The sequence below is a fragment of the Enterobacter cloacae complex sp. 677-3DZ2D5B genome, from assembly GCF_004136695.1.
Lineage (GTDB): Bacteria > Pseudomonadota > Gammaproteobacteria > Enterobacterales > Enterobacteriaceae > Enterobacter > Enterobacter hormaechei_C.
Window position 1 is genome coordinate 229,101 of the sequence record NZ_QFLS01000006.1, and the last position, 25,028, is coordinate 254,128.

23 protein-coding genes and 1 tRNA gene are annotated in these 25,028 nt (G+C 57.0%); 17 read left to right on the forward strand and 7 right to left on the reverse strand.

Going from position 1 to position 25,028, the window contains the following annotated elements; translation table 11 throughout:
- Positions 1 to 32 precede the first annotated feature (32 nt).
- Both glnE and DD597_RS10940 read right to left on the reverse strand, forming a co-directional pair.
- Positions 33 to 2,888 (reverse strand): bifunctional [glutamate--ammonia ligase]-adenylyl-L-tyrosine phosphorylase/[glutamate--ammonia-ligase] adenylyltransferase, encoded by a 2,856-nt coding sequence (glnE, locus tag DD597_RS10935; protein WP_129256181.1) that lies wholly within the window; start codon positions 2,886 to 2,888, stop codon positions 33 to 35.
- 21 nt (positions 2,889 to 2,909) lie between these two features.
- Entirely contained in the window at positions 2,910 to 4,211 is a 1,302-nt protein-coding gene (locus tag DD597_RS10940; protein ID WP_048209624.1) for an inorganic triphosphatase, read from the reverse strand.
- 237 nt (positions 4,212 to 4,448) lie between these two features.
- Between DD597_RS10940 and DD597_RS10945 the strand changes: the two genes are divergently transcribed.
- Positions 4,449 to 5,069 (forward strand): TIGR04211 family SH3 domain-containing protein, encoded by a 621-nt coding sequence (locus DD597_RS10945; RefSeq protein ID WP_001303390.1) that lies wholly within the window; start codon positions 4,449 to 4,451, stop codon positions 5,067 to 5,069.
- 60 nt (positions 5,070 to 5,129) lie between these two features.
- The gene (locus DD597_RS10950) at positions 5,130 to 6,371 is read left to right on the forward strand and encodes a multifunctional CCA addition/repair protein (RefSeq protein WP_003862543.1); all 1,242 of its coding nucleotides are present in this window, start codon (positions 5,130 to 5,132) and stop codon (positions 6,369 to 6,371) included.
- A gap of 13 nt (positions 6,372 to 6,384) precedes the next feature.
- Here DD597_RS10950 and bacA read toward each other — a convergent pair whose 3' ends face one another.
- Together bacA and folB are read right to left on the reverse strand one after the other, a co-directional pair.
- On the reverse strand, positions 6,385 to 7,206 hold the full coding sequence (gene bacA / locus DD597_RS10955; RefSeq protein ID WP_003862545.1) for an undecaprenyl-diphosphate phosphatase: 822 nt from the start codon (positions 7,204 to 7,206) through the stop codon (positions 6,385 to 6,387).
- Positions 7,207 to 7,311: 105 nt separating this feature from the next.
- Entirely contained in the window at positions 7,312 to 7,680 is a 369-nt protein-coding gene (folB, locus tag DD597_RS10960) for a bifunctional dihydroneopterin aldolase/7,8-dihydroneopterin epimerase (RefSeq protein ID WP_003862547.1), read from the reverse strand.
- 107 nt (positions 7,681 to 7,787) lie between these two features.
- On the opposite strand from folB, the gene plsY reads away from it, so the two are divergent.
- The 10 genes from plsY to ureG all read left to right on the forward strand — a co-directional run bounded on the left by plsY (position 7,788) and on the right by ureG (position 15,604).
- Positions 7,788 to 8,402 carry a glycerol-3-phosphate 1-O-acyltransferase PlsY gene (plsY, locus tag DD597_RS10965; RefSeq protein ID WP_129256182.1) on the forward strand — a complete coding sequence of 205 codons (615 nt, stop codon included), beginning with the start codon at positions 7,788 to 7,790 and terminating at the stop codon, positions 8,400 to 8,402.
- 92 nt (positions 8,403 to 8,494) lie between these two features.
- A complete protein-coding gene (locus DD597_RS10970) occupies positions 8,495 to 9,961 on the forward strand; it encodes an MFS transporter (RefSeq protein WP_003862552.1) in 1,467 nt (488 codons plus the stop codon).
- 156 nt (positions 9,962 to 10,117) lie between these two features.
- The gene (locus DD597_RS10975; protein WP_129256183.1) at positions 10,118 to 10,945 is read left to right on the forward strand and encodes an urease accessory protein UreD; all 828 of its coding nucleotides are present in this window, start codon (positions 10,118 to 10,120) and stop codon (positions 10,943 to 10,945) included.
- Between the two features lie 11 nt (positions 10,946 to 10,956).
- Positions 10,957 to 11,259, forward strand: coding sequence for an urease subunit gamma (locus DD597_RS10980; protein WP_003862556.1), 303 nt, complete (start codon positions 10,957 to 10,959; stop codon positions 11,257 to 11,259).
- 10 nt (positions 11,260 to 11,269) lie between these two features.
- The gene (locus DD597_RS10985) at positions 11,270 to 11,584 is read left to right on the forward strand and encodes an urease subunit beta (protein WP_003862557.1); all 315 of its coding nucleotides are present in this window, start codon (positions 11,270 to 11,272) and stop codon (positions 11,582 to 11,584) included.
- Complete coding sequence (gene ureC / locus DD597_RS10990) at positions 11,577 to 13,280, forward strand: urease subunit alpha (RefSeq protein WP_003862558.1); 1,704 nt, start codon at positions 11,577 to 11,579, stop codon at positions 13,278 to 13,280. The genes DD597_RS10985 and ureC overlap by 8 nt, the downstream gene beginning before the upstream one ends.
- Before the next feature lie 9 nt (positions 13,281 to 13,289).
- Positions 13,290 to 13,754, forward strand: coding sequence for an urease accessory protein UreE (gene ureE, locus DD597_RS10995; protein ID WP_003862559.1), 465 nt, complete (start codon positions 13,290 to 13,292; stop codon positions 13,752 to 13,754).
- A gap of 9 nt (positions 13,755 to 13,763) precedes the next feature.
- The gene (locus DD597_RS11000; protein WP_003862561.1) at positions 13,764 to 14,303 is read left to right on the forward strand and encodes a HupE/UreJ family protein; all 540 of its coding nucleotides are present in this window, start codon (positions 13,764 to 13,766) and stop codon (positions 14,301 to 14,303) included.
- On the forward strand, positions 14,303 to 14,977 hold the full coding sequence (locus tag DD597_RS11005) for an urease accessory protein UreF (RefSeq protein ID WP_032607933.1): 675 nt from the start codon (positions 14,303 to 14,305) through the stop codon (positions 14,975 to 14,977). Before DD597_RS11000 ends, DD597_RS11005 begins: the two co-directional genes overlap by 1 nt.
- A gap of 9 nt (positions 14,978 to 14,986) precedes the next feature.
- Positions 14,987 to 15,604, forward strand: coding sequence for an urease accessory protein UreG (gene ureG / locus DD597_RS11010; protein ID WP_003862566.1), 618 nt, complete (start codon positions 14,987 to 14,989; stop codon positions 15,602 to 15,604).
- A 32-nt stretch (positions 15,605 to 15,636) separates the two neighbouring features.
- Here the strand turns inward: ureG and DD597_RS11015 are convergent, their stop codons facing one another.
- Entirely contained in the window at positions 15,637 to 17,412 is a 1,776-nt protein-coding gene (locus tag DD597_RS11015) for a serine protease (protein WP_223866345.1), read from the reverse strand.
- A gap of 558 nt (positions 17,413 to 17,970) precedes the next feature.
- On the opposite strand from DD597_RS11015, the gene DD597_RS11020 reads away from it, so the two are divergent.
- Positions 17,971 to 18,651: a response regulator transcription factor gene (locus DD597_RS11020; RefSeq protein ID WP_057058774.1), complete on the forward strand. Its 681-nt coding sequence runs from the start codon at positions 17,971 to 17,973 to the stop codon at positions 18,649 to 18,651.
- Between the two features lie 31 nt (positions 18,652 to 18,682).
- On the opposite strand, the gene tsaD is transcribed toward DD597_RS11020, so the two are convergent.
- The gene (gene tsaD / locus DD597_RS11025; RefSeq protein WP_022651877.1) at positions 18,683 to 19,696 is read right to left on the reverse strand and encodes a tRNA (adenosine(37)-N6)-threonylcarbamoyltransferase complex transferase subunit TsaD; all 1,014 of its coding nucleotides are present in this window, start codon (positions 19,694 to 19,696) and stop codon (positions 18,683 to 18,685) included.
- Positions 19,697 to 19,932: 236 nt separating this feature from the next.
- Here tsaD and rpsU point away from each other — a divergent pair, with 236 nt between their 5' ends.
- The 3 genes from rpsU (at position 19,933) to rpoD (ending at position 24,006) form a co-directional block, all read left to right on the forward strand.
- Positions 19,933 to 20,148 carry a 30S ribosomal protein S21 gene (gene rpsU, locus DD597_RS11030; RefSeq protein ID WP_001144069.1) on the forward strand — a complete coding sequence of 72 codons (216 nt, stop codon included), beginning with the start codon at positions 19,933 to 19,935 and terminating at the stop codon, positions 20,146 to 20,148.
- 115 nt (positions 20,149 to 20,263) lie between these two features.
- Positions 20,264 to 22,009, forward strand: coding sequence for a DNA primase (dnaG, locus tag DD597_RS11035; RefSeq protein WP_003862574.1), 1,746 nt, complete (start codon positions 20,264 to 20,266; stop codon positions 22,007 to 22,009).
- Between the two features lie 152 nt (positions 22,010 to 22,161).
- Positions 22,162 to 24,006: an RNA polymerase sigma factor RpoD gene (gene rpoD / locus DD597_RS11040; RefSeq protein WP_006812010.1), complete on the forward strand. Its 1,845-nt coding sequence runs from the start codon at positions 22,162 to 22,164 to the stop codon at positions 24,004 to 24,006.
- Positions 24,007 to 24,107: 101 nt separating this feature from the next.
- Here the strand turns inward: rpoD and mug are convergent, their stop codons facing one another.
- Complete coding sequence (gene mug / locus DD597_RS11045) at positions 24,108 to 24,614, reverse strand: G/U mismatch-specific DNA glycosylase (protein WP_022651878.1); 507 nt, start codon at positions 24,612 to 24,614, stop codon at positions 24,108 to 24,110.
- Between the two features lie 124 nt (positions 24,615 to 24,738).
- On the opposite strand from mug, the gene DD597_RS11050 reads away from it, so the two are divergent.
- Positions 24,739 to 24,814: transfer RNA gene (locus DD597_RS11050), tRNA-Ile, on the forward strand.
- Positions 24,815 to 25,028 lie beyond the last annotated feature (214 nt).

The window sequence follows — 25,028 nt, forward strand, 5'->3', positions numbered from 1 at the left end:
CCAGAAAGATTCACAATTTGCGCGCGATAATATCACACTTGTTTTGTTACGCACGGTTCCACTAGCCACTTCTGCCAGCTTGTAGTCACCTGCGCGCGTTCGTCGGCGAAACAGTCCAGCGCCACATGGCCCGGCTGTTCCTGTAATGCCAGATGGTGCAACTCATCACGCAGTGTGGTGTAGGCGCGGGTTAAGGCCTGCGCCTCCTGCTCATCCATAATGTCGTTCTGCGCCAGCAGTTCCAGTATGCGCACGTTATCCGACCAGCGGGTCAGCTTCGGCTTATCGTGCGCGTGCAGCAGCACCAGGTACTGAGTGATAAACTCAATATCGGTAATCCCGCCTTCATCGGCTTTGATATCAAAGCGATCGCGATGTTTGTTGCCAAGGTGCGCGCGCATCTTCTCCCGCATTTCCCGCACTTCGGTTTGCAGCGTACTGCCCTCGCGCGGGGTCGTCATGACCGCCTTGCGGATCGCATCGAACTGCGTTTTGAGCTGCGGATCGCCATACACCACGCGGGCGCGCACCAGCGCCTGATGCTCCCACGTCCAGGCTTCGTTCTTCTGATAGTCGGCGAAAGCCTCCGTCGAGGTGACCAGCATGCCTGCCGCGCCGGACGGGCGCAGACGCGCATCCACTTCATACAGAATGCCGGATGAGGTGCGAGTGCTGAACAGGTGCATGATGCGCTGGGCCAGGCGCAGGTAGAACTGCCGTCCGTCAATCTCACGTTCGCCGTCGGTCATGACGTCTGCCGGACAGTCGTGGAGGAAAATCAGATCCAGATCGGAGCTGTAGCCCAGTTCCCAGCCGCCCAGCTTGCCGTACCCCACCACCGCAAAACCGCGGCCTTCACGGTCAGCAAGGTGCTTCGGCTGGCCGTAGCGGGCTACCATCTGCACCCACGCCTGATGGACAACCGCGTCGATGATCGCTTCCGCCAGCCAGGTTAAGTGATCGCTCACTTTCATTACCGGCAGGGTACCGGCGATATCTGCCGCCGCCACGCGCAGCATCTGTGCCTGCTTAAACTGACGCAGCGCCTCAAGCTGTTGCTCTTCGTCCTCTTCAGGTACGCGCAGCAGATACTGACGCAGCTCGTCGCGGTAGGCATCCGTCGCCGTCGGCTGATAGAGGGTATTCGGGTCGAGCAGTTCGTCCAGCAGCAGCGGATAACGCGCCAGCTTGTTCGCCACCATCGGCGAGGCGGCGCAGAGGGAAATCAGGTGCTTCAGCGCGCCGGGAAACTCGCTTAACAGCTCAAGGTAAGTGGTACGCGTGACGATCCCACTCAGCAGCGGCATCATGCGCGACAGCGGCACCGGCGCATCGTCGCGGGAGCAGACATCGCTCAGCAGATGCGGCATCAGATGATCCAGCACCTGACGACCGCGTGGGCCGATAGCGCGTTTGTTCAGTTCGAGGCGGAAATCGGCAATCAACGCCACCACGCGATGGCGGGCATCGTCGCTTAAGTGCGCCAGCACCGGCGTGGTGTCATCTTCCTGAAGCGCGTCCTGCCACAGTTCGCGCCAGTGCTCGGAGAGCGCATCGTCCTGCGATTCAGTTTCGTCGTCGCCGATCAGATCGTTAAAGATGCGGCGCACGCCCGCCATATGCGCTTCCAGCCGTTGCGTCAGCGCCGCCCAGTCATCCACCCGCATCCCCCAGGCCAGACGCGCCCGGTTCAGCTCATCGCCCGGCAACGTCTGGGTCTGTTCGTCGTTGATACTTTGCAGCAAATTTTCCAGACGACGCAGGAAGAGATAAGAGTCACGCAGCGTTTGCGCGTCGCCTTCCGGCAGCAGATGCAGCTGATCGATAGCGCTTAGCGTCGGCAGCAGCGAGCGGGATTGCAGAGAAGGTTCACGCCCGCCGCGTATCAGCTGGAAGACCTGGACGATAAATTCGATCTCACGAATACCGCCAGCACCGAGCTTGATGTTGTCTTTCAGGCCACGGCGACGCACCTCGCGGGCAATCATCCCTTTCATATTTCGCAGGGACTGGATAACGCTGAAGTCGATGTAGCGGCGGAACACGAACGGGCGCAGCATGGCGCGCAGCTCGTTGGCGTAGGCATCGTCGCTGTCGCCCATGATCCGCGCTTTGACCATCGCGTAACGCTCCCAGTCGCGACCCTGCTCCTGGTAGTAATCTTCCAGCGCGGCAAAGCTCAGCACCAGTGGCCCGCTGTCGCCAAACGGACGCAGGCGCATGTCCACGCGGTAAACAAAACCATCCTGCGTGGGCTGATCCAGCGCCTTAATCAGCCGCTGCCCCAGACGAGTAAAGAACTGGGCATTGTCCAGCTCGCGACGGCCGCCGCGCGTGGAGCCGTTCTCGGGCCAGGCAAAAATCAGATCGATGTCTGAGGAGAAGTTCAGCTCGCAGCCGCCCAGCTTGCCCATCCCCAGGATCAACAGTGGCTGAGGAACCTCTTCCTCGCTGCACGGCGTGCCCCACTCTTTACAGCAGGCGGCGTAGAGCCAGTCCCGCGCGGCGACAATCAGCGTCTGCGCCAGCTCGCTCAACTGCTGCAAGGTGCTTTCTTCACTCACCAGCTCCAGCGCCTGCGCCCAGGCAATGCGTACCATCACCCGGCGGCGGAACTGACGCAGAACGCGCATCAGCGTGGCTTCGTCTGCCACCTCTGCCAGCGCGGTTTGCAGCCAGCCAGCATAATGCCGCCACTCGTCAGCCTGCGGCGGCGCGCTTTCCAGCTCTGCCAGCCAGTCCGGGTTAGCGCTGACGCTCTCCTGTACAAAATCACTGAACGTGAGCACGCTTTTCGCCTGCTCGCTTAACGACGACGCGGGTAACGACTCAGGCAGCCGTTCACAAACGGTCTGCCAGTGCTGCTGTAACTGCGAAGAAAGCGGCATATCAGGGGTTCCTTGCCAGAATTAACGTTTTCCGCTGTGCAGCCAGTACGGATCCTGCGAAATGGCCTCGTTGCGGAAATGCTCGATCTCAATCTGCTGACGGGTCTCGATGGCATGCTTAAGCCCCTGCCAGTTCTCCAGCCAGGCCTGCGCCTTCACGCCCTCATACGCACCCGACAGCAGCAACATGCTGTCGATGTTACGCGCCAGGCGGGGAAGCTGATCGCCATACTGGTCACCCAGCGGATGCGCAAAGGTGGTTCTCAGTTCGGCCGCGTGACGGGAGAGGTGGATATCCGCAAAACGTTTGAAGTTTTCCGCAATTTTGGCCTGCCCTTTCGCATCGAGGAAGGTGCGCCAGCCGCGCGTCACCAGAAATTCGGTCAGCGCCAGTTTCGCGCTGGCGTTTTGCGGGCTGTAGATCGCCGTTTGTGCCGACACGTCGGAAAGCATCAGCGTTTCGGTTTGAGTGAGCAAATCACGTAAGTGAGTGCTGGCTTTACGCGGTACAATGCCGCCAAAGAGCGTCAGGGTATGACGTACCAGCCCCATAGCGGCCAGCACCTGTTTTTTGGCATTTTTCACGTTACGCGCCCACAGCTCCTCGTGGAACTGCCACTGAGAGAGTGCCAGCTCCAGCGCCGCTTCCATCCCCTGCTCAACGGAGGCTTTCGGCACAACGCGCAGAATCGGGGTTTCTCGCAGCACGCGCGGCGCATTCCCGGCGGCCAGGTGATAGCCGCGTGCCGCTTTACTCAGGCTGCCCTGACGCAGTCCAGGCTGGTTCACCAGCTTGCGCGCCAGCTTCAGCACATCGCTCGCGTCGCCATCAAGCAGTTCGAGTTCCAATTCGCAGATCGGCTCCTGCTCTTCACCAGCCTTAATTTCACCCCGATCAAACGCGATCTCAATGCGGCTCTTGCCTTCCGTCACCAGCCATTTCTCGCGCCAGAAATCGGTGCTGAACAGCGGTTGCGCCTCTGCCGACAGCGTTGCGGGCAGCGTTCCTTCCGGCCACACTTCCGCCGGAAAACGATCCAGCTCAAGTTCTGGCTTACTGATGTCGATATTGTATTCCGGACGCTGGTGTAAACCGCCCACCACGCGACCGGCGATTTTCATCGTCATCTCGTAGCGCCCGTTCGCACCCCGGATGCGCAGGCCCATATCATGGTTGCGCAGCCAGTTGTCCGGCGTTTCGTAATAGATGTTGAGCAGCTGTACGGGTTCATGGTGCTCGCCGGACAGCGTATTCAGATGCTGGCGGAGCGCGTCAGCGCTGTCTTTTTCGACGATAAACTTTAATTCGATCTCTTGTGCCATAGCCTTGTACTTTTGCGTGCGTCACAGACGCGTCGATGAAGGCGAACTTCCTCGCCATTTGTTTGTCAGTACATAGTATTTTGCGCCAAATTGCCACGCAATGAGCAATTTGACGGGCGTAAAAGTTTAAAGCGGTGGAAATCATGACACAGATGATTCCGATTGATGATGAATCCTTTGCGTAGCGACACTGATACCACTACTATCGTTCCACTTTTTATGAAAATAACGACTGATATGCTTAAATTACGCCTGATTGGACTTACTTTACTCGCTTTTAGCGCCGCAACCGCGGTCCACGCTGAAGAGAAACGTTACGTTTCTGATGAACTGAATACCTGGGTACGCAGCGGCCCTGGAGACAATTATCGCCTCGTGGGTACGGTAAATGCCGGCGAGGAAGTGACTCTGCTGCAAACCAATGCAGACACCAATTACGGTCAGGTTCGTGACAGCTCTGGCCGCACCTCATGGATCCCGCTGAAAGAGCTGAGCACGGTGCCAAGCCTGCGCACCCGCGTGCCGGATCTGGAAAATCAGGTGAAAACCCTGACTGACAAGCTGAACAACATCGACGGCACCTGGAACCAGCGCACCGCAGAGATGCAGCAGAAAGTGGCGCAAAGCGACAGCGTGATCGCCGGTCTGAAAGATGAAAATCAGAAGCTGAAAAATGAGCTGATCGTCGCGCAGAAGAAAGTGAACGCCGCGAATCTACAGCTGGATGACAAACAACGCACCATCATCATGCAGTGGTTTATGTATGGCGGCGGGGTGCTGGGCGTCGGTCTGGTGCTGGGTCTGGTGCTTCCTCACCTTATCCCAAGCCGTAAACGTAAAGACCGCTGGATGAACTAACTCGTCTTCTCTGCCACACTTACGTATCATCTTGCGAAAAGAGAAAACGGGAGTGTTGGCGTGAAGAGTTATCTGGTCGGTGGTGCGGTACGTGATGCGTTATTAGGTCTGCCGGTCAAAGATAAAGACTGGGTCGTGGTCGGTGCCACGCCCGAAGCGATGATTGACGCGGGCTACCAGCAGGTAGGCCGCGATTTTCCTGTGTTCCTCCATCCGAAAAGCCGGGAAGAGTACGCCCTGGCGCGAACCGAACGGAAATCCGGTTCCGGTTATACCGGCTTCACCTGCTATGCCGCGCCGGATGTGACGCTGGAGCAGGACTTACTGCGCCGCGATCTCACCATTAATGCCCTGGCGCAGGACGAAAACGGCCATATTATCGACGTCTACGGCGGCCAGAACGATCTGCGCGACCGTCTTTTACGCCATATTTCCCCCGCCTTTTCTGAAGATCCGTTACGCGTACTGCGCGTGGCGCGTTTTGCCGCCCGTTATGCCCATCTCAGCTTCCGCATCGCCGACGAGACGATGGCGCTGATGACGGCCATGACCGACGCGGGCGAGCTGGAACACCTGACGCCAGAACGCGTCTGGAAAGAGACCGAAAACGCCCTGACTACCCGTAATCCGCAGATCTTTTTCCAGGTTCTGCGCGACTGCGGGGCGCTGAAAGTGCTGTTCCCGGAAATAGATGCGCTGTTTGGCGTGCCCGCCCCGGCGAAATGGCACCCGGAAATTGATACCGGCATTCACACCCTGATGACGCTGAGCATGGCCGCTATGCTCAGTCCTGAAGTGGACGTGCGCTTTTCCACTCTCTGCCATGACCTCGGCAAAGGGTTAACGCCAAAGGAATTGTGGCCACGCCATCACGGGCACGGTCCGGCTGGCGTAAAGCTGGTTGAAGGGCTTTGCCAGCGCCTGCGCGTGCCGAATGACATTCGCGATCTGGCAAAGCTGGTCGCCGAGTTCCACGACCTGATCCACACCTTCCCGATCCTGAAACCCGCCACCATCGTCAGGCTGTTCGATAACATTGACGCCTGGCGCAAGCCGCAGCGCGTGGAGCAAATTGCGCTGACCAGCGAAGCCGACGTGCGCGGCCGCACCGGGTTTGAAGCGTCCGATTATCCGCAAGGCCGTTTGCTGCGTGAGGCGTGGGACGTAGCGAAAGCGGTGCCAACGAAAGAGGTGGTGGAGGCAGGGTTTAAAGGCCCGGAGATCCGCGAAGAGCTGACGAAGCGGCGGATTGATGCGGTTGCGGCGTGGAAGGAAAAACGTTGCCCTCAGCCGAAAGACTGAGGGCGGTCGGTCATCAGAAGAAGACCACGTACACGGCAGCCGCGACGATAAAGCGGTAGATCGCGAACGGAATAAACGAAATACGCTTAATCAGTTGCAGGAAGGTTTTGATGGCGATCAGCGCCACAATGAAGGCGGTGATAAAGCCCACGGCGAACATCGGAATGTCACCCACGGTCAGGAAGCCGATGCTTTTGTAGAGATCCAGCGCGGTGGCGCCCATCATCATCGGCACCGCCAGCAGGAACGAGAACTCAGACGCCGCGTAACGGCTCACGCCCATCAGCATCCCGCCGGAAATGGTTGCCCCTGAACGGGAGAAGCCCGGCCACAGCGCCAGACACTGGAAGCAGCCAATCATAAACGCCTGACGATACGTCATATCGTCCAGACCTTCCGCACGCGGGGTTTTTGGCTTCAGCACTTCGGCGGCAATCAGCAGGAAGCCGCCGACAACCAGCGCGTACATCACGTTAATCGGGTTGAAGAGCGATTTAATGGTGTCGTGGAACACCAGCCCCAGCACCACTGCCGGGATCATCCCGAGCAGAATATGAATCAGCGTCAGACGCCCCTTGCCCTCTCCTTCACGCTGCGGCAAACGCCCGAAGTGGATGCCGATCAGACCAAACAGACGACGCCAGAACATCACAACCACCGCCAGGATAGAGCCCAGCTGAATCACCACCTCAAACGTCTTTGCGGTATCGCCTTCAAAGCCCAACAGATGGCCAACGATAATCATATGGCCCGTACTGGACACCGGCAAAAACTCCGTCAATCCTTCGACCACACCCAGTATTGCCGCCACCAGCAGCGAGTGCATATCGCTCATCTATAAACCCCTAAAAAGATATAAAAAAACGGTTGCCACAACGGCTACCGTGAAACATACAGCTCTAAGACCGATATAACCTAAAATGGTTTAGCTATTATGACGTTAAATCTTTCCTTTCAGATTTGTGCCACGCTCGATAATCACGCCCACGTTGGCGGCGCGCGCCACCGCGCCCGGCTTGCTTAGCTTAATGCGCACCCACGGGGAGTTAAATTTGCTCAGCAGCAGGTCTGCCACCTCTTCCGCCACGCGTTCTACCAGCGCAAATCGTTGCCCTTCCACATGGCCGATGACCGTTTCACTGATGTCGGCGTAGCTCAGACAATCATTCACATCATCGCTTTTCGCTGACTTGCGGTTATCCCAGCCCATTTCGATATCGAACACCAGTTTCTGCTCGATGGTCTGTTCCCAGTCGTAAACACCAATTGTGGTGATTACCGAAAGTTGCTCTATAAATACAATATCCATCACGACCTGCCTGCTTTTTGGCTAAACCGGATACCACTTCCGGCGAATTATGCGTATTATCCACAGATGCTGAGAATACAGATACATTTTCAAAACGGAACAGCGTTATGAGTGCAATCGCGCCTGGAATGATTATCCTCGCCTACCTTTGCGGCTCAATCTCCAGCGCCATTCTGGTCTGCCGCATCGCCGGGTTGCCTGACCCGCGTGAAAGTGGTTCCGGGAATCCGGGGGCGACCAATGTACTACGAATTGGCGGCAAGGGAGCAGCCGTAGCGGTTTTGATTTTTGACGTTCTGAAAGGAATGCTTCCCGTCTGGGGCGCGTATGCGCTCGGCGTCACACCCTTCTGGCTGGGGCTGATAGCCATCGCCGCCTGCGTCGGCCACATCTGGCCTGTTTTCTTTGGTTTTAAAGGCGGTAAAGGCGTGGCCACTGCGTTTGGCGCGATTGCGCCGATCGGCTGGGATCTCACCGGCGTGATGGCGGGCACCTGGCTGCTGACCATCCTGCTGAGCGGTTATTCGTCGCTGGGCGCCATCGTCAGCGCACTGATCGCCCCGTTCTATGTCTGGTGGTTTAAACCGCAGTTTACCTTCCCGGTGTCGATGCTCTCGTGTCTGATCCTGTTGCGCCATCACGACAACATTCAACGCCTGTGGCGTCGTCAGGAAACGAAGATCTGGATGAAGCTCAGACGTAAAAAGAAAGACGCTCAGTAAACCGTTCGTTATGCCTTATAACCAAATGTGATTTTTGTCACCTTCTGCCTGTGGTAACTGTTAGAGACACAACACAACCACACAAAAAGAAAATGGCAGAAATCACAGATTCAACTCCCCTTCCAGCGGCAGCAAACACCCCGGATGGCGATATCAAGTGGGTACGCAGCGCATCGGACGTTTCACGTCTCGTTAATGACGGCTCTCAGGGCCGGGCCAATGCCCGCATCGTGGTCGGTATCGCGCTCGGGGGAATTTTTCTCGATGCCTACGATCTCGGCGCGCTGGCATTCGGCATCAAAGACATCACCCGCGAATTTAACCTGACGCCCGCCGGTACCGGCATGGTGGCTTCAGCCATTACGTTTGGCGCGATTGTCGGGGCGCTGCTCGGCGGCTATCTTACGGATAAAATCGGGCGCTACCGCGTCTTTATGGCCGACATGGTATTCTTTGTCGTTGCCGCTATCGCCTGTGCGCTGGCCCCGAACGAATATGTGCTGGCGGGCGCGCGCTTTGTGATGGGTCTTGGCGTTGGGATCGACCTTCCCGTCGCGATGGCGTTTCTCAGCGAGTTCGCCAGACTGAAAGGCCCGGGGAATAAAGCCTCCAGCGTCGCGATGTGGTGTCCCACCTGGTATGCGGCCATCAGCATCTCTTATCTTCTGGTGCTCTTCTTTTACGCCGTGCTGCCGGAAAGCCACAGCGACTGGCTCTGGCGTCTGATCCTTGGCTTTGGCGCGGTGCCCGCGCTGGTGATTATCGCCATCCGCAGCCGCTATATGAGCGAATCCCCGGTCTGGGCGGCGAATCAGGGCAATCTGAAGGAGGCGGCGTCTATCCTGCGGCAGTCTTACAACATTAATGCCCACGTACCGCAGGATGCGCTCGACCAGCCCGCGCCTGTTGTGAACAAGGCAAAATGGTCGAACTACCTGAACCTGTTCCGCGGTATCTATCTGCGGCGTACCACGCTCGCCACCCTGCTGTCGGTCGTCTCCTCGTTCGCCTATAACGCCGTAGCCTTTGGCCTGCCGGTGATCATCTCCAGCTTCTTTGTGCAGTCGATGCTGACGACCATTCTGATCTCGCTGGCGCTTAATCTGCTGTTCGCGTTTGTCGGCGGGCTGCTGGCGGTGCGCTATGTTCCGCGCTTCGGCGCATGGCGGATGTCACTGGCGGGTTATGCGTGCCAGCTGGCGGCGCTGCTCGGCCTGGCGCTGATTGGCCGCCCTGACGGGTCCACGGAAGGCGTGGTCGCCGTCGCGATGCTGGCGCTGTTCCTGTTTGGCCAGGGTTTTGGTCCGGGTGCGCACACCATGACGTTTGCCTCTCTGAGCTACCCGACCTCGCTGCGCGGTGTGGGTGTGGGGCTTAACCAGACGCTGATGCGCAGCAGTTCAACGCTATCACTGTTTCTGTTCCCGCTGCTGGTCGCCTCGCTGGATACCGCTGTGTTCTGGGTGATTGCGCTGGCGCCGTTTATCGGTCTGGCGTCGCTGCTGGCGATCCGCTGGGAGCCGTCGGGGTATGATGTGGATGCAGAGGATTATCGCTAGCCTTTCTTGCCGGGTGGCGCTGCGCTTACCCGGCCTACATTACTGAAACCGGCTCACATGAGCCGGTTTTTTTATCCATAAGCGACTCATATGACAGCCTTCATTTCCGCCAGGGCATACTGAAACGTATCCCGATAGTGCGGAAGTGGAAGCACCATGTTAGCAACTCAGGTCACTGATAATTCATACAAAGGCTGGCAGGCCTCGCTTGCCCTCCAGTTTTGTCATACCCCTGAGAAAACCCTCCTCCATTCCGCGCGTCACACCGGGCCACTTACCGTTCAGCGTCCGTTTTATCCCGAAGGGGAAACCTGCCACCTTTACCTGCTGCACCCGCCAGGTGGAATTGTGGGCGGGGATACGCTGGATATTTCCGTGCGGCTCGACGCCAAAAGCCATGCCCTCATCACCATGCCCGGCGCCAGCAAGTTCTATCGCAGCAGCGGCCCGCTGGCCTGCCTCAGTCAGCATTTTTACCTCGACGAAGAGGCCACGCTGGAGTGGCTGCCGCAGGACACCATTATTTTCCCCGGCGCTAACGCCGCGCTGCGTTCCGTCTTTCACCTGCACGCCACCAGCACGCTGCTGGCGTGGGAGCTGTACTGTCTGGGCCGTCCGGTGATAAACGAAACCTTCAGCCAAGGCACGCTGGAGAGCCGCCTTGAGGTGTGGGTGGATGGCGAGCCGCGTCTGATTGAGCGACTGCATCTCAGCGGTGGCGATCTGACGCCCGTCGCGGACCATCCGTGGGTCGGCACGCTGCTGTTCTATCCGGCCCGGGAAGCACATCTCGACACGGTGCGCGAGCGGCTCGCCCCGCAGGAAAACTTTGGCGGGGCGACGCTTACCGACGATCTGCTGTCGGTGCGTTTTCTCTCGCACGACAACCTGATTTGTCAGCGGGTGATGCGCGATATCTGGCAGTCGCTTCGCCCGCTTTTAACCCCCAAAACCGCCTGTTCGCCGCGCATCTGGCAGACATAAAGAGAAACGCTATGGAACTGACTCCCAGAGAAAAAGACAAGCTGTTGCTGTTCACCGCCGCGCTGGTTGCCGAACGCCGCCTCGCGCGCGGGGTAAAGCTCAACTATCCGGAATCGGTCGCGCTGATCAGCGCCTTTATTATGGAAGGCGCGCGCGATGGCGAAACCGTCGCCTCGCTGATGGAAGCCGGCCGCCACGTCCTGACGCGCGATCAGGTGATGGAGGGAGTACCGGAGATGATCCCGGATATTCAGGTGGAAGCCACCTTCCCGGACGGATCCAAGCTCGTCACCGTCCACAACCCGATCGTGTAAGGAGCGCGTGATGATCCCAGGTGAATACCGGATCCAGTCCGGCAACATTGCTCTCAACGTCGGGCGCGAAACCCGAAGTGTGATAGTGGAAAACCACGGCGACAGGCCGATCCAGGTGGGATCGCACTATCACTTTTACGAGGTCAACCCGGCGCTGAAGTTCGATCGCGAGGCCACCCGAGGCTACCGGCTGAACATCCCGGCGGGCACCGCTGTGCGCTTCGAGCCCGGCCAGAAGCGGGAAGTGACGCTGGTGCAGGTGACGGGCGCACAGCGCATTTTCGGTTTTCGCGGCGAGATCATGGGCGAGGTGAAACATGGCTGAGATTTCACGCCAGGCGTATGCCGATATGTTTGGCCCCACGACCGGGGATAAAGTGCGGCTGGCCGACAGCGAACTGTGGATCGAAGTAGAAGACGATCTCACGATCTACGGCGAAGAGGTCAAGTTCGGCGGCGGGAAGGTGATCCGCGACGGCATGGGACAGGGGCAGATGACCGCCGACGACTGCGTGGATCTGGTGCTCACCAACGCGCTGATCGTCGATCACTGGGGGATCGTGAAAGCGGATATCGGCGTAAAAAATGGGCGGATCTTCGCCGTCGGCAAAGCCGGAAACCCGGACATTCAGCCCGGCGTGACGATCCCGATTGGCGCAGCAACGGAAGTGATCGCCGCCGAAGGCAAGATTGTCACCGCTGGCGGGATCGACACCCATATCCACTGGATCTGTCCGCAGCAAGCGGAAGAGGCGCTGGTCTCTGGCGTCACCACCATGATCGGCGGCGGCACCGGGCCCGCGGCAGGTACAAACGCAACCACCTGCACGCCGGGGCCATGGTATATCGCCCGCATGTTGCAGGCTGCCGATACGCTGCCGGTGAATATTGGCCTGCTGGGCAAAGGGAACGGTTCAAACCCGGACGCGCTGCGCGAGCAGATCGCGGCAGGTGCCATCGGGCTTAAGATCCACGAAGACTGGGGTGCGACGCCTGCGGCCATCAACTGCTCGCTGGAGGTCGCTGAAGAGATGGATATCCAGGTGGCGCTGCACAGCGACACGCTGAACGAGTCCGGTTTTGTCGAAGATACGCTGGCCGCCATCGCCGGGCGCACCATCCACACCTTCCACACCGAAGGGGCGGGCGGCGGCCATGCGCCAGATATCATCACCGCCTGCGCGCACCCGAATATTCTGCCCTCCTCCACCAACCCGACGCTGCCCTACACGGTCAACACCATCGACGAGCACCTGGACATGCTGATGGTTTGCCATCACCTCGACCCGGATATCGCCGAGGACGTGGCGTTTGCCGAATCCCGCATTCGCCGGGAGACCATCGCCGCCGAAGACGTGCTGCACGATATCGGCGCGTTCTCACTCACCTCGTCAGATTCACAGGCAATGGGCCGCGTGGGGGAAGTGATTATCCGCACCTGGCAGGTCGCGCACCGCATGAAGGTTCAGCGCGGCGCGCTGCCGGAAGAGACCGGCGATAACGACAACTTCCGGGTGAAGCGCTATGTCGCCAAATACACTATTAACCCGGCGCTGACCCACGGCATCGCCCATGAAGTGGGCTCGATTGAGGCGGGCAAGCTGGCGGACCTGGTGGTCTGGTCCCCGGCGTTCTTCGGCGTCAAGCCCGCCACCATCGTCAAAGGTGGGATGATCGCCTGCGCACCGATGGGCGATATCAACGCCTCGATCCCCACGCCGCAGCCGGTGCATTACCGCCCGATGTTTGGATCGCTGGGCGCCGCGCGCCACGCCACGCGGCTGACGTTTATCTCGCAGGCCGCCAGTGCGAACGGCATCCCGCAGCAGCTCAACTTGCAGAGCGCCACGGCGGTGGTGAAAGGCTGCCGGACGGTGAAAAAGGCGGACATGATCCACAACGCTCTGCAACCGAACATCACCGTCGACTCGCAAACCTACGAGGTGCGCGTCGACGGCGAACTGATTACCAGCGAACCGGCTGACGTTCTGCCGATGGCGCAACGCTATTTCCTGTTTTGAGGAGTGATGATGATTTATCTGACCCAACGCCTGGACCACGCACACCCGACTACCGCCAGCGTCACGCTGCCGATTGACGTGCGGGTGAAAAGCCGCGCCCGCGTGGCCCTGAACGACGGTCGCGAAGCCGGGCTGATGCTGCCGCGCGGTTTGCTGCTGCGCGGCGGCGATCTGCTGACCACCGACGACGGCAGCGAGGTGATCGAAGTGATCGCGGCCCCGGAGTCGGTTTCCGTGGTGCGCTGCGCCGATCCGTTCCTGCTCGCCCGCGCCTGTTACCACCTGGGCAACCGTCACGTGCCGCTGCAAATTATGCCCGGCGAGCTGCGCTACCACCACGACCACGTTCTTGACGATATGCTGCGTCAGTTCGGGCTGGAGGTGACCTTCGCCAGCCTGCCGTTTGAACCGGAAGCGGGGGCTTACACCAGCGATGCCCACAGCCATGGCCACTCCCACGCTCATTCACATTAAGGACTCATCATGCGCAAGTATTTACCGCTGTTTCTGCTGGCCTTTTCCGTTCCGGCGCTTGCCCATCCGGGCCACGGGACCGACAGCTTCCAGGCCGGATTTCTCCATCCGCTGACCGGGCTGGATCACCTGCTGATGCTGACGGGGGCTGGCGTGCTGTCCGCCCTGAGCGGCCGCAAGCTGCTGCTGCCGTTAGCAACGCTCGGCATGATGCTTGCTGGCGCCGTTGCGGGCAGCCTGCTCGGCGGTTTTAGCGGCATGGAGATGCTGATTATCGCCTCGCTGGCGGTCTGCGGCGTAATGATGTTTAAGACTGAAAATCGCCTGCTGCTGGCGGTGCCAGCCCTGGCGATGTTCCACGGCTGGGCGCACGGCGTGGAGATGTCCGGCCACAGCTTCTGGCTCTTCACCAGCGGGTTTATGTTAGCCAGCGCCACGGTGCTGTGCGCCAGCTTCGCGGCAGGGCTGCTGCTGCGCCGTCACGACGGCCTGCGTAAAACCTTCGGTGGCGGGCTGATCGTCTCTGCCCTGCTGGCGCTGATGAGCTGATGGAGCACGCCCGCCAGCGGCTGCGCCTGATGCAGCTCTCCAGCAGTAGCCTGCCGGTTGGATCGTTTACCTGGTCGCAGGGGCTGGAGTGGGCCGTTGAGGCCGGGTGGGTCACGGACGCTGAGGCCTTCAGGCGCTGGCAGATCCAGCAGATGGAGCAGAGCTTTTTCTGCGTCGACCTGCCGCTGTTTATCCGCCTTTATCGTGCCTGCGAGAAGCAGGACGTCGCGACAGCAAAACGCTGGACGGCATACCTGCTCGCCTGCCGGGAAACGCGCGAGCTGCGCGATGAAGAACGCAACCGTGGCGCGGCCTTTACGCGCCTGATTAAAAGCTGGGAACCCGCCTGCCCGCCAGAATGGTTGCCGCTGTTGACGCAGAGCCAGCTCTGCGGCATGGCGTGGCTCGGCGTGCGCTGGGGCATTAGCACGCGTGAGCTGGCGCTGAGCCTGGGCTACAGCTGGATTGAGAGCGCGGTGATGGCGGGCGTCAAGCTGGTGCCGTTTGGGCAGCAGGCCGCACAACAGCTGATTATCGACCTGAGCGACCATTTTGCCGCCGGGTTTGAACAGGCATTTTTACGTGGCGACGACGCGCTGGGGGCCGCTACGCCGCTGTCCGCCATCGCCTCCGCGCGCCACGAAACCCAATATTCACGACTATTCCGTTCCTGAGGAGTCAATATGGCTGATTACAAACATCCCCTGCGCGTTGGCGTGGGCGGCCCGGTAGGGTCGGGCAAAACCGCCCTGCTGGAAGCGCTCTGCAAGGCGATGCGCGATACCTATCACCTGGCGGTGGTGACTAACGATATCTACACCAAAGAGGATCAGCGCATCCTGACCGAGGCGGGTGCGCTGGAGCCAGAGCGCATCGTGGGCGTGGAAACGGGCGGCTGTCCGCACACCGCCATCCGCGAAGATGCTTCAATGAACCTGGCGGCGGTGGAAGCACTCAGCGAGAAGTTCGGCAATCTGGATCTGATCTTCGTCGAAAGCGGCGGGGATAACCTGAGCGCGACCTTCAGCCCGGAGCTGGCGGACCTCACCATCTACGTCATCGACGTGGCCGAAGGGGAAAAAATCCCGCGCAAGGGCGGGCCGGGGATCACCAAATCCGATTTTCTGGTGATCAATAAAACCGACCTCGCGCCGTACGTGGGGGCGTCGCTGGAGGTAATGGAACGCGACACTAACCGCATGCGCGGCGAGCGTCCGTGGACCTTTACCAACCTGAAAGCGGGTGACGGGCTGGCGACGATCATTGCGTTTCTGGAAGAGAAAGGGATGCTGCGGATCTGAAAAAGGCCTGGCATAACGCCAGGCCGTGATGGTTATTTGCAGCTGTTATTGGAAGACCCTTGTTCGCGCCATGCGCCCCACTGGCCGCCGGTTCCCGGCGTTTCTTGCCCCGGGTTGACATACCACTGGTTGAGCCAAACTTTACCGTTGTAGGACACTTTGGTGCATCGGGTTGGATAGGCAATTTTGGCGTTATAGGCCGGTGCCGCAGGATTTACCGGTGTGTCATCTTTTGCCGGGGTGTCATCCTTAGCCGGTACCGCTGGCTTACTGACGGTGATGGTCATGCTGTCCGTCGCGGTTCGCCCATCCGCGCCGGTCGTCGTCAGCGTAAAGGTCGCTTCCCCCTCGCTGTTGGCAGGAATGACGGCATAGGCATGCGCGCTGTCCACGCTCTTCACCAGCGCGCCGTTCAGTGTCGCCTCCAGCGAGAAGGTTTCTGCCCCTTTTGTCACACGCCAGTTATACGATTTGGCATTCAGGCTCTTACTGCCGTCCAGCGCGTAGGTGATCACCCCCGTGGTCGGAGAAACCAGAGCGTAATCTGCGCCTGCCACAGCCGTTGGAGCCGGCGCGACAGGCGTGCTACCATCTTTGAGCGCCATAATACGGGCCACCGCACGCTCCATGTCAGGTTGAGTACCCACTTTTGCCGAATCTCCGTTGGCCAGTGGCGTTCCGGTCTCTGCCAGAATCTGACGCATCTGACGCGGTGTCACGGTAATACCGTTGGCTTTGGCGATGCCTGACAGGCTGGCTACCACACCCGCAATAATCGGGTTCGAGGAAGAAGTTCCGGCAAACGTCGCGGTATAAGAATCGTTAACGCCGCCATTTTTATAGAGATCGCCATAACCTGTGCTCACTACGTCCCAGCAGCCCCATGCAGAGCTGGTGACGCGCGAACCATAGGTGCTGAACGACGCTTTTTTACCGTCTTTTGCACAAAACGCGCCCGCCAGGATAGCCCCGGAGTCACGCACGTTCACGTCAAACTCCCCCTGGAAGCCTGGGCTATCCAGGTTGACGTTCCCGTTACCTGCCGCCTCAATAACGTGAACGCCTTTATCTGTCAGCGCTTTAATCACATCGTAATAGGCGGGTTCGGACTCCATTGCCACCCAGCAATCCTTTTGGCAACCCGCTGGATAACCGCCCGCTACGTGTACCCCGATCTGCACCACATCGCCAGCTTTTAGCAACGGAATTAAATTATAGAGGTTATTATGCGCTGAGGCCGCGTACCCCAGTCGGCTTTTCCAGCTTATCCCTCGAATACCGGTGCCAATATCTTTCGCTGCCATAATCCCGACAGAAGCGGTGTCATGATCTTGCTTTTCAACATACGTTGTCTTTCCAGAGCTGAGGCTCATTGGCGGTAAGTTGAGGTGCTGGGTATTCCAGGGATAAATTTCCGTTGAAATAATCGTCACCCCTTCACCCGCACTGCCTGCATAGTGATCTACGCTTTCGCGGTTTACGCCCCCCATATAATAACCGGCGCGCTTAACATCAGGTGCTTTGAGATAATCCTGCTTATTGCGAAAATCCGGAACGGCGGCAGACGTTAAATTATTATTTACCGAAGATTTAACCTGCGGCGTAAGGGCGTTTTCATCCAGCGACACCGGTTCGGCCTCCGGATAAACTAACTCTACGTTCTGATTCTGCTCCAGCTCAGTAATAATATGGTTAATGTAGGTTTTATCCTGACGTTTATCTTGCGGTAACGCGATACGCAGATAACGGTCAAAGCCATAGCGTTTATTGAGTTCCGTTAACTCGGATGACTGATTTGAACTCCGCAAATTAGTCGGCCTAAACATATTTGTGGTGATAAGGGAAGGATCATTCAGGGTAATTTTATTGTTTGTCGCTTTTAGCAAACCTGTAGTGGGTTTTAGCTTGAGTACAATTGCTGTGTAGGTCGCATTGTCATGTGCAAACTCATTTTGCACCTGATTTTCTGCCGCAGCGGAAAATGAAATTGCTGCACAAATAAAAAGGGACAAGGTACTTTTTTTCATGGTAATCACGGTTCCTTTGTGAATCGACATTTCTCCTTTTTCAGTATCTGTGATACATGCACCGTGATGAATAAGAGCATCCTAATCTGGGGGAACGATCTTTCTATAATTGAATAAGAAAAATCTTTAACTCGTTTCTTTATATTTCGCAACGCGAGGATACACCTGGATACAAAAACCGTAAAGATTAATCATAATGAAATAATCAACATCCACCGCCGTTAAAAATACTCTCATTGTTACTGCTATTTTACCGCAGTCTGGATTTTAATAAGGATATATCTTGCGAGGGATTCCAACCCCGCCATTATCATGTAAGGGTTAATACGACGCATCATTATGGACATTAAAATTGTTATCGCTGAAGAATCCTCGTTGATTCGCCGCGGCTTATCCTCAATGATGCAAGCGCTCTCGTTACCCGCCTCAGGCATGAATCAGAGATGTGTTTTGACCGGTGAAGCAACCTCTTCCGCAGAACTTCTGTCGCTTCTGGGTCAGCATAACCCCGATATCGTTATCCTCAGCTATTCACTGACAACCAGCTTTAATCGCTCTCCTCTCACGGGTATGGACGGTCTGAAGCTGTTGAGATGGCTCCATCAGACTTATCCTGCGCTCAGCATTATCCTGCTCTCGCCCTATGCAAACGCCATGTTTATTCGTCAGGCGCTAAAGGAAGGCGTCAGATCGTATTTGTCGCGGGATATCAACGAGAAAACATTAAGCCAGGCGATTGCTACAGTTCTTAAAGGTGAGATCTTTATCGAAAGCCAGCTGGTAAATATGCTTTTTCGTCATGAGATGACAGATATAGAGAAACTCTCGCCGCGGGAAATCGATGTGCTGCGTCTGATATGTAACGGATTAAATTTGAAGGAGATTGCACAACATATGCACCTGAGCATCAAAACAGTCAGTGCGCATAAGATCCGGGCGATGGAAAAGCTGGATGTGCAAAACGACTGCCAGCTTTACTCGCTGATCATCAAGAACCAGATTTTCGACATCAGGATATAAAACTCCCCCGCCGCGACGACGGGAGAGCCATTCACGCCTCCGGCAGCTCCGCCAGCGGCCAGCGCGGACGCACGGACACGCTCAGGTCAGCCGTTGCGCCAGCGTTCAGGCGCACCATCCCGGCGTAGGCGATCATCGCCCCGTTATCGGTACAAAATTCAGGACGCGCGTAGAACACTTCCCCACGACGCTTTTGCATCATCTCTGCAAGCTTCGCGCGCAGCGTACGGTTGGCGCTCACGCCGCCTGCCATCACCAGGCGCTTAAAGCCGGTCTGATCCAGCGCGCGTTTGCACTTGATCATCAGCGTATCCACCACCGCATCTTCGAACGCACGAGCGATGTCGGCACGCGTCTGCTCGCTGTCGTCGTTATTGCGGATGGTGTTCGCCGCGAAGGTTTTCAAACCGGAGAAGCTGAAATCCAGCCCCGGACGATCAGTCATCGGCCGTGGGAAGACAAAGCGCCCTTCCGTGCCCTGTGCGGCCATTTTCGAGAGCATCGGGCCGCCCGGGTAATCCAGCCCCAGCAGCTTGGCGGTTTTGTCGAAGGCTTCACCGGCTGCATCGTCAATTGACTCGCCCAGCAGCTCATACTTGCCAATACCCGTTACGCTGATCAGTTGGGTATGACCACCGGAAACCAGCAGCGCCACAAACGGGAACGCTGGCGGATTGTCTTCCAGCATCGGCGCCAGAAGGTGCCCTTCCATATGGTGAACCGGAATGGCCGGAACATCCCACGCGAAGGCCAGTGAACGCCCTACCGTTGCGCCGACCAGCAGCGCGCCGACCAGGCCCGGTCCTGCGGTATAGGCCACGGCATCAATATCTTTTGCACTCAACCCGGCCTCTTTCAGCGCCGCCTGGATCAGGGGAACCGTTTTACGCACGTGGTCACGAGAGGCCAGTTCAGGCACGACGCCGCCGTAGTCAGCGTGCAATTTCACCTGACTATACAGTTGGTTGGCCAGAAGCCCTTTTTCGTCGTCGTAAATCGCGATGCCGGTTTCATCGCAGGATGTTTCAATACCCAGTACACGCATGACTTGTTTTACCTCGTTTCAATACCGCGCAGTGTAGAGCCTGGGCGGATTGTTGTAAAACTTTGTTCGCCCCAGGAAGAAGCCTCGTGTATACTCCTCACCCTTATTAAAGTCCCTTTCAAAATCGCATCGGTGCTTTACAAAGCAGCAGCATTTGCAGTAAAATTCCGCACCATTTTGAAATAAGCTGGCGTTGATGCCAGCGGCAAACCGAATTTATTAAAGGTGAGAGTTACATGCCGGTAATTAAAGTACGTGAAAACGAGCCGTTCGACGTAGCACTGCGTCGCTTCAAACGTTCATGCGAGAAAGCAGGTGTTCTGGCTGAAGTTCGTCGTCGTGAGTTTTATGAAAAACCAACGACCGAACGTAAGCGCGCTAAAGCTTCCGCTGTGAAACGTCACGCGAAGAAACTGGCTCGCGAAAACGCACGCCGTACTCGTCTGTACTAATCTGTTGAGGGCCACAGCCCTCAATTGACAGACAGAGTTGTAGTCGTAAGGCCGTGCTTCCGGAAGGAATGCGCGGCTTGTTTTCGTTTATAAGTCGCTTAAATTTTTGGGGCATATGGCCGGAAGAATCCCACGCGTTTTCATCAATGACCTGCTTGCCAGAACCGACATCGTCGATCTCATCGACGCGCGGGTGAAGCTAAAAAAGCAGGGCAAGAACTACCATGCGTGCTGTCCGTTCCATAACGAAAAAACCCCCTCTTTCACCGTAAACGGTGAAAAGCAGTTCTACCATTGCTTCGGCTGTGGCGCACACGGTAATGCCGTTGATTTTTTGATGAACTACGACAAGCTCGAGTTCGTTGAAACCGTCGAAGAGCTGGCGGCGATGCATAACCTTGAAGTGCCGTATGAAGCGGGCAGTGGGCCAAGTCAGATCGAGCGCCATCAGCGGCAAACGCTGTACCAACTGATGGATGGCCTGAATTCGTTTTACCAACAGTCTCTTAAGCACTCTGCGGCTGAGCCTGCGCGTCAGTATCTGAACAAGCGCGGACTGAGTGACGATGTGATTGCGCGTTTCGCTATTGGTTACGCCCCGCCCGGCTGGGACAACGTGTTAAAGCGTTTTGGCGGCAATAGCGAAGATCGTAAATCCCTCATCGACGCAGGCATGCTGGTCACCAACGACCAGGGACGAAGCTACGACCGCTTCCGTGAACGGGTGATGTTCCCGATCCGCGACAAGCGTGGCCGGGTGATAGGTTTTGGTGGTCGCGTGCTGGGTGATGCCCTGCCGAAATACCTTAACTCCCCGGAAACCGATATTTTCCATAAGGGCCGCCAGCTTTACGGTCTTTATGAGGCACAGCAGGATAATGCGGAACCTCCGCGTCTTCTGGTCGTCGAAGGCTATATGGATGTTGTTGCGCTGGCGCAGTACGACATTAACTATGCCGTTGCGTCGCTGGGAACGTCCACCACGGCGGACCATATCCAGCTGCTGTTCCGCGTCACCAACAACGTGATTTGCTGTTACGACGGTGACCGCGCAGGACGCGACGCCGCCTGGCGAGCGCTGGAAACCGCGTTGCCGTATATGACCGACGGGCGTCAGTTACGCTTTATGTTCCTGCCCGACGGTGAAGACCCGGATACGCTGGTGCGTAAAGAGGGCAAAGCGGCGTTTGAAGCGCGGATGGAGCAGGCTCAGCCGCTCTCCACGTTTCTGTTTAACAGCCTGATGCCGCAGGTTGATTTGAGTACCCCTGACGGGCGCGCGCAGCTCAGCACGCTGGCGCTGCCGTTAATCAGCCAGGTGCCCGGCGAAACGCTGCGCATCTATCTGCGTCAGGAGTTAGGCAACAAGCTCGGCATTCTGGATGACAGCCAGCTTGAACGTTTAATGCCGAAACAGGCTGAAAACGGCACGGTACGCCCCGCGCCTCAGCTAAAACGCACAACCATGCGTATACTGATAGGGTTGCTGGTACAAAACCCCGAACTTGCTCCGCAAGTGCCGTCGCTGGCGGGTTTGAACCACGAAAAATTGCCCGGGCTTGGCTTATTTTCAGAATTGGTCAACACTTGTTTGTCTCAGCCAGGTCTGACCACCGGACAACTTTTAGAGCATTATCGCGGCACAAAAGAGGCCGCTACCCTTGAAAAACTGTCGATGTGGGACGATATAGCAGATAAGGATATCGCAGAAAAAACGTTCACCGACTCACTCAACCATATGTTTGATTCGATGCTTGAGTTGCGCCAGGAAGAGTTGATAGCTCGCGAGCGCACCCATGGCCTAAGCAGCGAAGAACGCCGGGAGCTCTGGATGATTAACCAGGAACTGGCGAAGAAATAAAAAATTTAACGGCTTAAGTGCCGAATATCGATCGGGAAGCCCCCGGCAGCCGCACTGAGAGGCAGCGGCAAAAATATAAGTACGCCCTCGCTTTAAATGTTGGCAGCCCATCGCCGACACCAATCAAACGAATTAAGTGTGGATACCGTCTTATGGAGCAAAACCCGCAGTCACAGCTGAAACTTCTTGTCCAACGCGGTAAGGAGCAAGGCTATCTGACCTATGCCGAGGTCAATGACCATCTGCCGGAAGATATCGTCGATTCAGATCAGATCGAAGATATCATCCAAATGATCAATGACATGGGCATTCAGGTGATGGAAGAAGCACCGGATGCCGATGATCTGTTGCTGGCTGAAACCTCCAACAACACTGACGAAGATGCGGAAGAAGCTGCTGCACAGGTCCTGTCCAGCGTGGAATCTGAAATCGGGCGTACCACTGACCCGGTCCGCATGTACATGCGCGAAATGGGTACCGTTGAACTGTTGACCCGCGAAGGCGAAATTGACATCGCAAAACGCATCGAAGACGGGATCAACCAGGTTCAGTGCTCTGTTGCCGAATACCCGGAAGCGATCACCTATCTGCTGGAGCAGTACGATCGCGTTGAAGCAGAAGAAGCGCGTCTGTCCGATCTGATCACTGGCTTTGTCGACCCGAACGCTGAAGAAGATATGGCGCCAACCGCCACTCACGTCGGTTCTGAGCTGTCTCAGGAAGAGATGGATGACGACGAAGACGAAGATGAAGAAGAAGACGACGACAGCAGCGATGACGACAACAGCATCGACCCTGAACTGGCGCGTGAGAAATTTGCCGAGCTGCGTACCCAGTACGAAGTGACGCGTGACACCATCAAAGCGAAAGGCCGCAGCCATGCCGCCGCTCAGGAAGAGATCCTGAAGCTGTCTGAAGTGTTCAAACAGTTCCGCCTGGTGCCAAAACAGTTCGACTACCTGGTGAACAGCATGCGCGTGATGATGGATCGCGTACGTACCCAGGAACGTATCATCATGAAGCTGTGCGTTGAACAGTGCAAAATGCCGAAGAAGAACTTCATCACCCTCTTCACCGGCAACGAAACCAGCGAAACCTGGTTCAACGCCGCTATCGCGATGAACAAGCCGTGGTCTGAAAAGCTGCACGACGTGAAAGAAGACGTACAGCGCGGCCTGCAAAAACTGCATCAGATTGAAGAAGAGACCGGCCTGACCATCGAACAGGTAAAAGACATCAACCGTCGTATGTCCATCGGTGAAGCGAAAGCCCGCCGTGCGAAGAAAGAGATGGTTGAAGCGAACTTACGTCTGGTTATCTCTATCGCCAAGAAATACACCAACCGTGGCCTGCAATTCCTGGATCTGATTCAGGAAGGCAACATCGGTCTGATGAAAGCGGTAGATAAGTTTGAATACCGTCGTGGTTACAAGTTCTCCACCTATGCTACCTGGTGGATCCGTCAGGCGATCACCCGCTCTATCGCAGACCAGGCGCGCACCATCCGTATTCCGGTGCATATGATTGAGACCATCAACAAACTCAACCGTATCTCTCGCCAGATGTTGCAGGAGATGGGCCGCGAGCCGACGCCGGAAGAGCTGGCTGAACGCATGCTGATGCCGGAAGACAAGATCCGTAAAGTGCTGAAAATCGCTAAAGAGCCAATCTCCATGGAAACGCCAATCGGTGATGATGAAGATTCGCATCTGGGTGATTTCATCGAGGATACCACCCTCGAGCTGCCGCTGGACTCTGCCACCACCGAGAGCCTGCGTGCCGCTACGCACGACGTGCTGGCTGGCCTGACCGCCCGTGAAGCCAAAGTGCTGCGTATGCGTTTCGGTATCGACATGAACACCGACCACACGCTGGAAGAAGTGGGTAAACAGTTTGACGTGACCCGCGAACGTATCCGTCAGATCGAAGCGAAGGCGCTGCGTAAACTGCGCCATCCGAGCCGCTCTGAAGTGCTGCGTAGCTTCCTGGACGATTAATCGGTCCTGAAATGAAAAAGCTCCCAATCGGGAGCTTTTTTTTGTTTATTCCCTCTCCCTGTGGGAGAGGGTCAGGGTGAGGGCATCAGGCCGCAGAGGAGCTAAAGCCCCCTCACCACAAGCGCCTCATCAAGTTCCCGATACGCCTCCACCAGCTTGTCCAGCGTCGCCCTGTTCAGCCCACTCGGGTTCGGCAACACCCAAATCTGCGTTACGCCAATGGTAATGTTCTGCTTACCCCACTTCACACCGCGCTGGCTGAACGCCTGCTCGTAGGCCTGCTTGCCGAGGATCGCCAGCGCCGCGGGCTGATAGTCTTCAATTTTCGCGATCAGCTCACGCCCGCCAGCGCGCAGCTCATGCAGATTCACTTCGCTCGCCTGCACCGTGGGTCGCTCGACCAGCATGGTGATGCCACAGCGCGTATCCAGCAGCTGCTGCTCTTCTTCCGGCTTAAGCTGTTTGTCGGTAAATCCGGCCTGGTGGATCACCTTCCAGAAGCGATTTCCCGGATGAGCAAAGTGAAAACCGGTGTGCGCCGATGACTTGCCCGGATTAATACCGCAGAACACCACCCGCAGGCCAGGGGCCAGAATATCGTTGATCATCTCTACTCCTGTCTATGCATCTTAAGATAAGTATAAAGGATTGATTATGCGTTGTTTATAAAAACAGCAGGCAGGTGTGAATGGCTGGATTGCTGAGGGGAGTTACTTTATAATTCACCGCCACGGCCCCTTAGCTCAGTGGTTAGAGCAGGCGACTCATAATCGCTTGGTCGCTGGTTCAAGTCCAGCAGGGGCCACCAAATTTTTGCTTTAAAATCATATAATTAAGCCACTCGAAAGAGTGGCTTTTTTGTAAGTAATCCACCACACGTAGCCCGGCCTGCCGCTTCCCCTCACAAACCCTAAAAACTAAAGAAATCCCCCATCGCGCCGATCATCATCCGTGTGTATTATTTCCTGTAGCTTTTACAACAACTAACCTTAACTCAAATACTTAAGCGCCAGAGCGAAAGG

Excerpts from the sequence above, each read along its gene's own strand:
- ureC (WP_003862558.1), top strand. The coding sequence starts at position 11,577 with ATGGCTGAGATTTCACGCCAGGCGTATGCCGATATGTTTGGCCCCACG.
- DD597_RS10945 (WP_001303390.1), top strand. The coding sequence starts at position 4,449 with ATGCTTAAATTACGCCTGATTGGACTTACTTTACTCGCTTTTAGCGCC.
- bacA (WP_003862545.1), bottom strand. The coding sequence starts at position 7,206 with ATGAGCGATATGCACTCGCTGCTGGTGGCGGCAATACTGGGTGTGGTC.
- glnE (WP_129256181.1), bottom strand. The coding sequence starts at position 2,888 with ATGCCGCTTTCTTCGCAGTTACAGCAGCACTGGCAGACCGTTTGTGAA.
- ureG (WP_003862566.1), top strand. The coding sequence starts at position 14,987 with ATGGCTGATTACAAACATCCCCTGCGCGTTGGCGTGGGCGGCCCGGTA.
- folB (WP_003862547.1), bottom strand. The coding sequence starts at position 7,680 with ATGGATATTGTATTTATAGAGCAACTTTCGGTAATCACCACAATTGGT.
- rpsU (WP_001144069.1), top strand. The coding sequence starts at position 19,933 with ATGCCGGTAATTAAAGTACGTGAAAACGAGCCGTTCGACGTAGCACTG.
- DD597_RS11000 (WP_003862561.1), top strand. The coding sequence starts at position 13,764 with ATGCGCAAGTATTTACCGCTGTTTCTGCTGGCCTTTTCCGTTCCGGCG.
- DD597_RS10975 (WP_129256183.1), top strand. The coding sequence starts at position 10,118 with ATGTTAGCAACTCAGGTCACTGATAATTCATACAAAGGCTGGCAGGCC.
- plsY (WP_129256182.1), top strand. The coding sequence starts at position 7,788 with ATGAGTGCAATCGCGCCTGGAATGATTATCCTCGCCTACCTTTGCGGC.
- rpoD (WP_006812010.1), top strand. The coding sequence starts at position 22,162 with ATGGAGCAAAACCCGCAGTCACAGCTGAAACTTCTTGTCCAACGCGGT.
- DD597_RS10940 (WP_048209624.1), bottom strand. The coding sequence starts at position 4,211 with ATGGCACAAGAGATCGAATTAAAGTTTATCGTCGAAAAAGACAGCGCT.
- DD597_RS11020 (WP_057058774.1), top strand. The coding sequence starts at position 17,971 with ATGGACATTAAAATTGTTATCGCTGAAGAATCCTCGTTGATTCGCCGC.
- dnaG (WP_003862574.1), top strand. The coding sequence starts at position 20,264 with ATGGCCGGAAGAATCCCACGCGTTTTCATCAATGACCTGCTTGCCAGA.
- DD597_RS10970 (WP_003862552.1), top strand. The coding sequence starts at position 8,495 with ATGGCAGAAATCACAGATTCAACTCCCCTTCCAGCGGCAGCAAACACC.
- DD597_RS10985 (WP_003862557.1), top strand. The coding sequence starts at position 11,270 with ATGATCCCAGGTGAATACCGGATCCAGTCCGGCAACATTGCTCTCAAC.
- DD597_RS10980 (WP_003862556.1), top strand. The coding sequence starts at position 10,957 with ATGGAACTGACTCCCAGAGAAAAAGACAAGCTGTTGCTGTTCACCGCC.
- ureE (WP_003862559.1), top strand. The coding sequence starts at position 13,290 with ATGATTTATCTGACCCAACGCCTGGACCACGCACACCCGACTACCGCC.
- mug (WP_022651878.1), bottom strand. The coding sequence starts at position 24,614 with ATGATCAACGATATTCTGGCCCCTGGCCTGCGGGTGGTGTTCTGCGGT.
- tsaD (WP_022651877.1), bottom strand. The coding sequence starts at position 19,696 with ATGCGTGTACTGGGTATTGAAACATCCTGCGATGAAACCGGCATCGCG.
- DD597_RS11005 (WP_032607933.1), top strand. The coding sequence starts at position 14,303 with ATGGAGCACGCCCGCCAGCGGCTGCGCCTGATGCAGCTCTCCAGCAGT.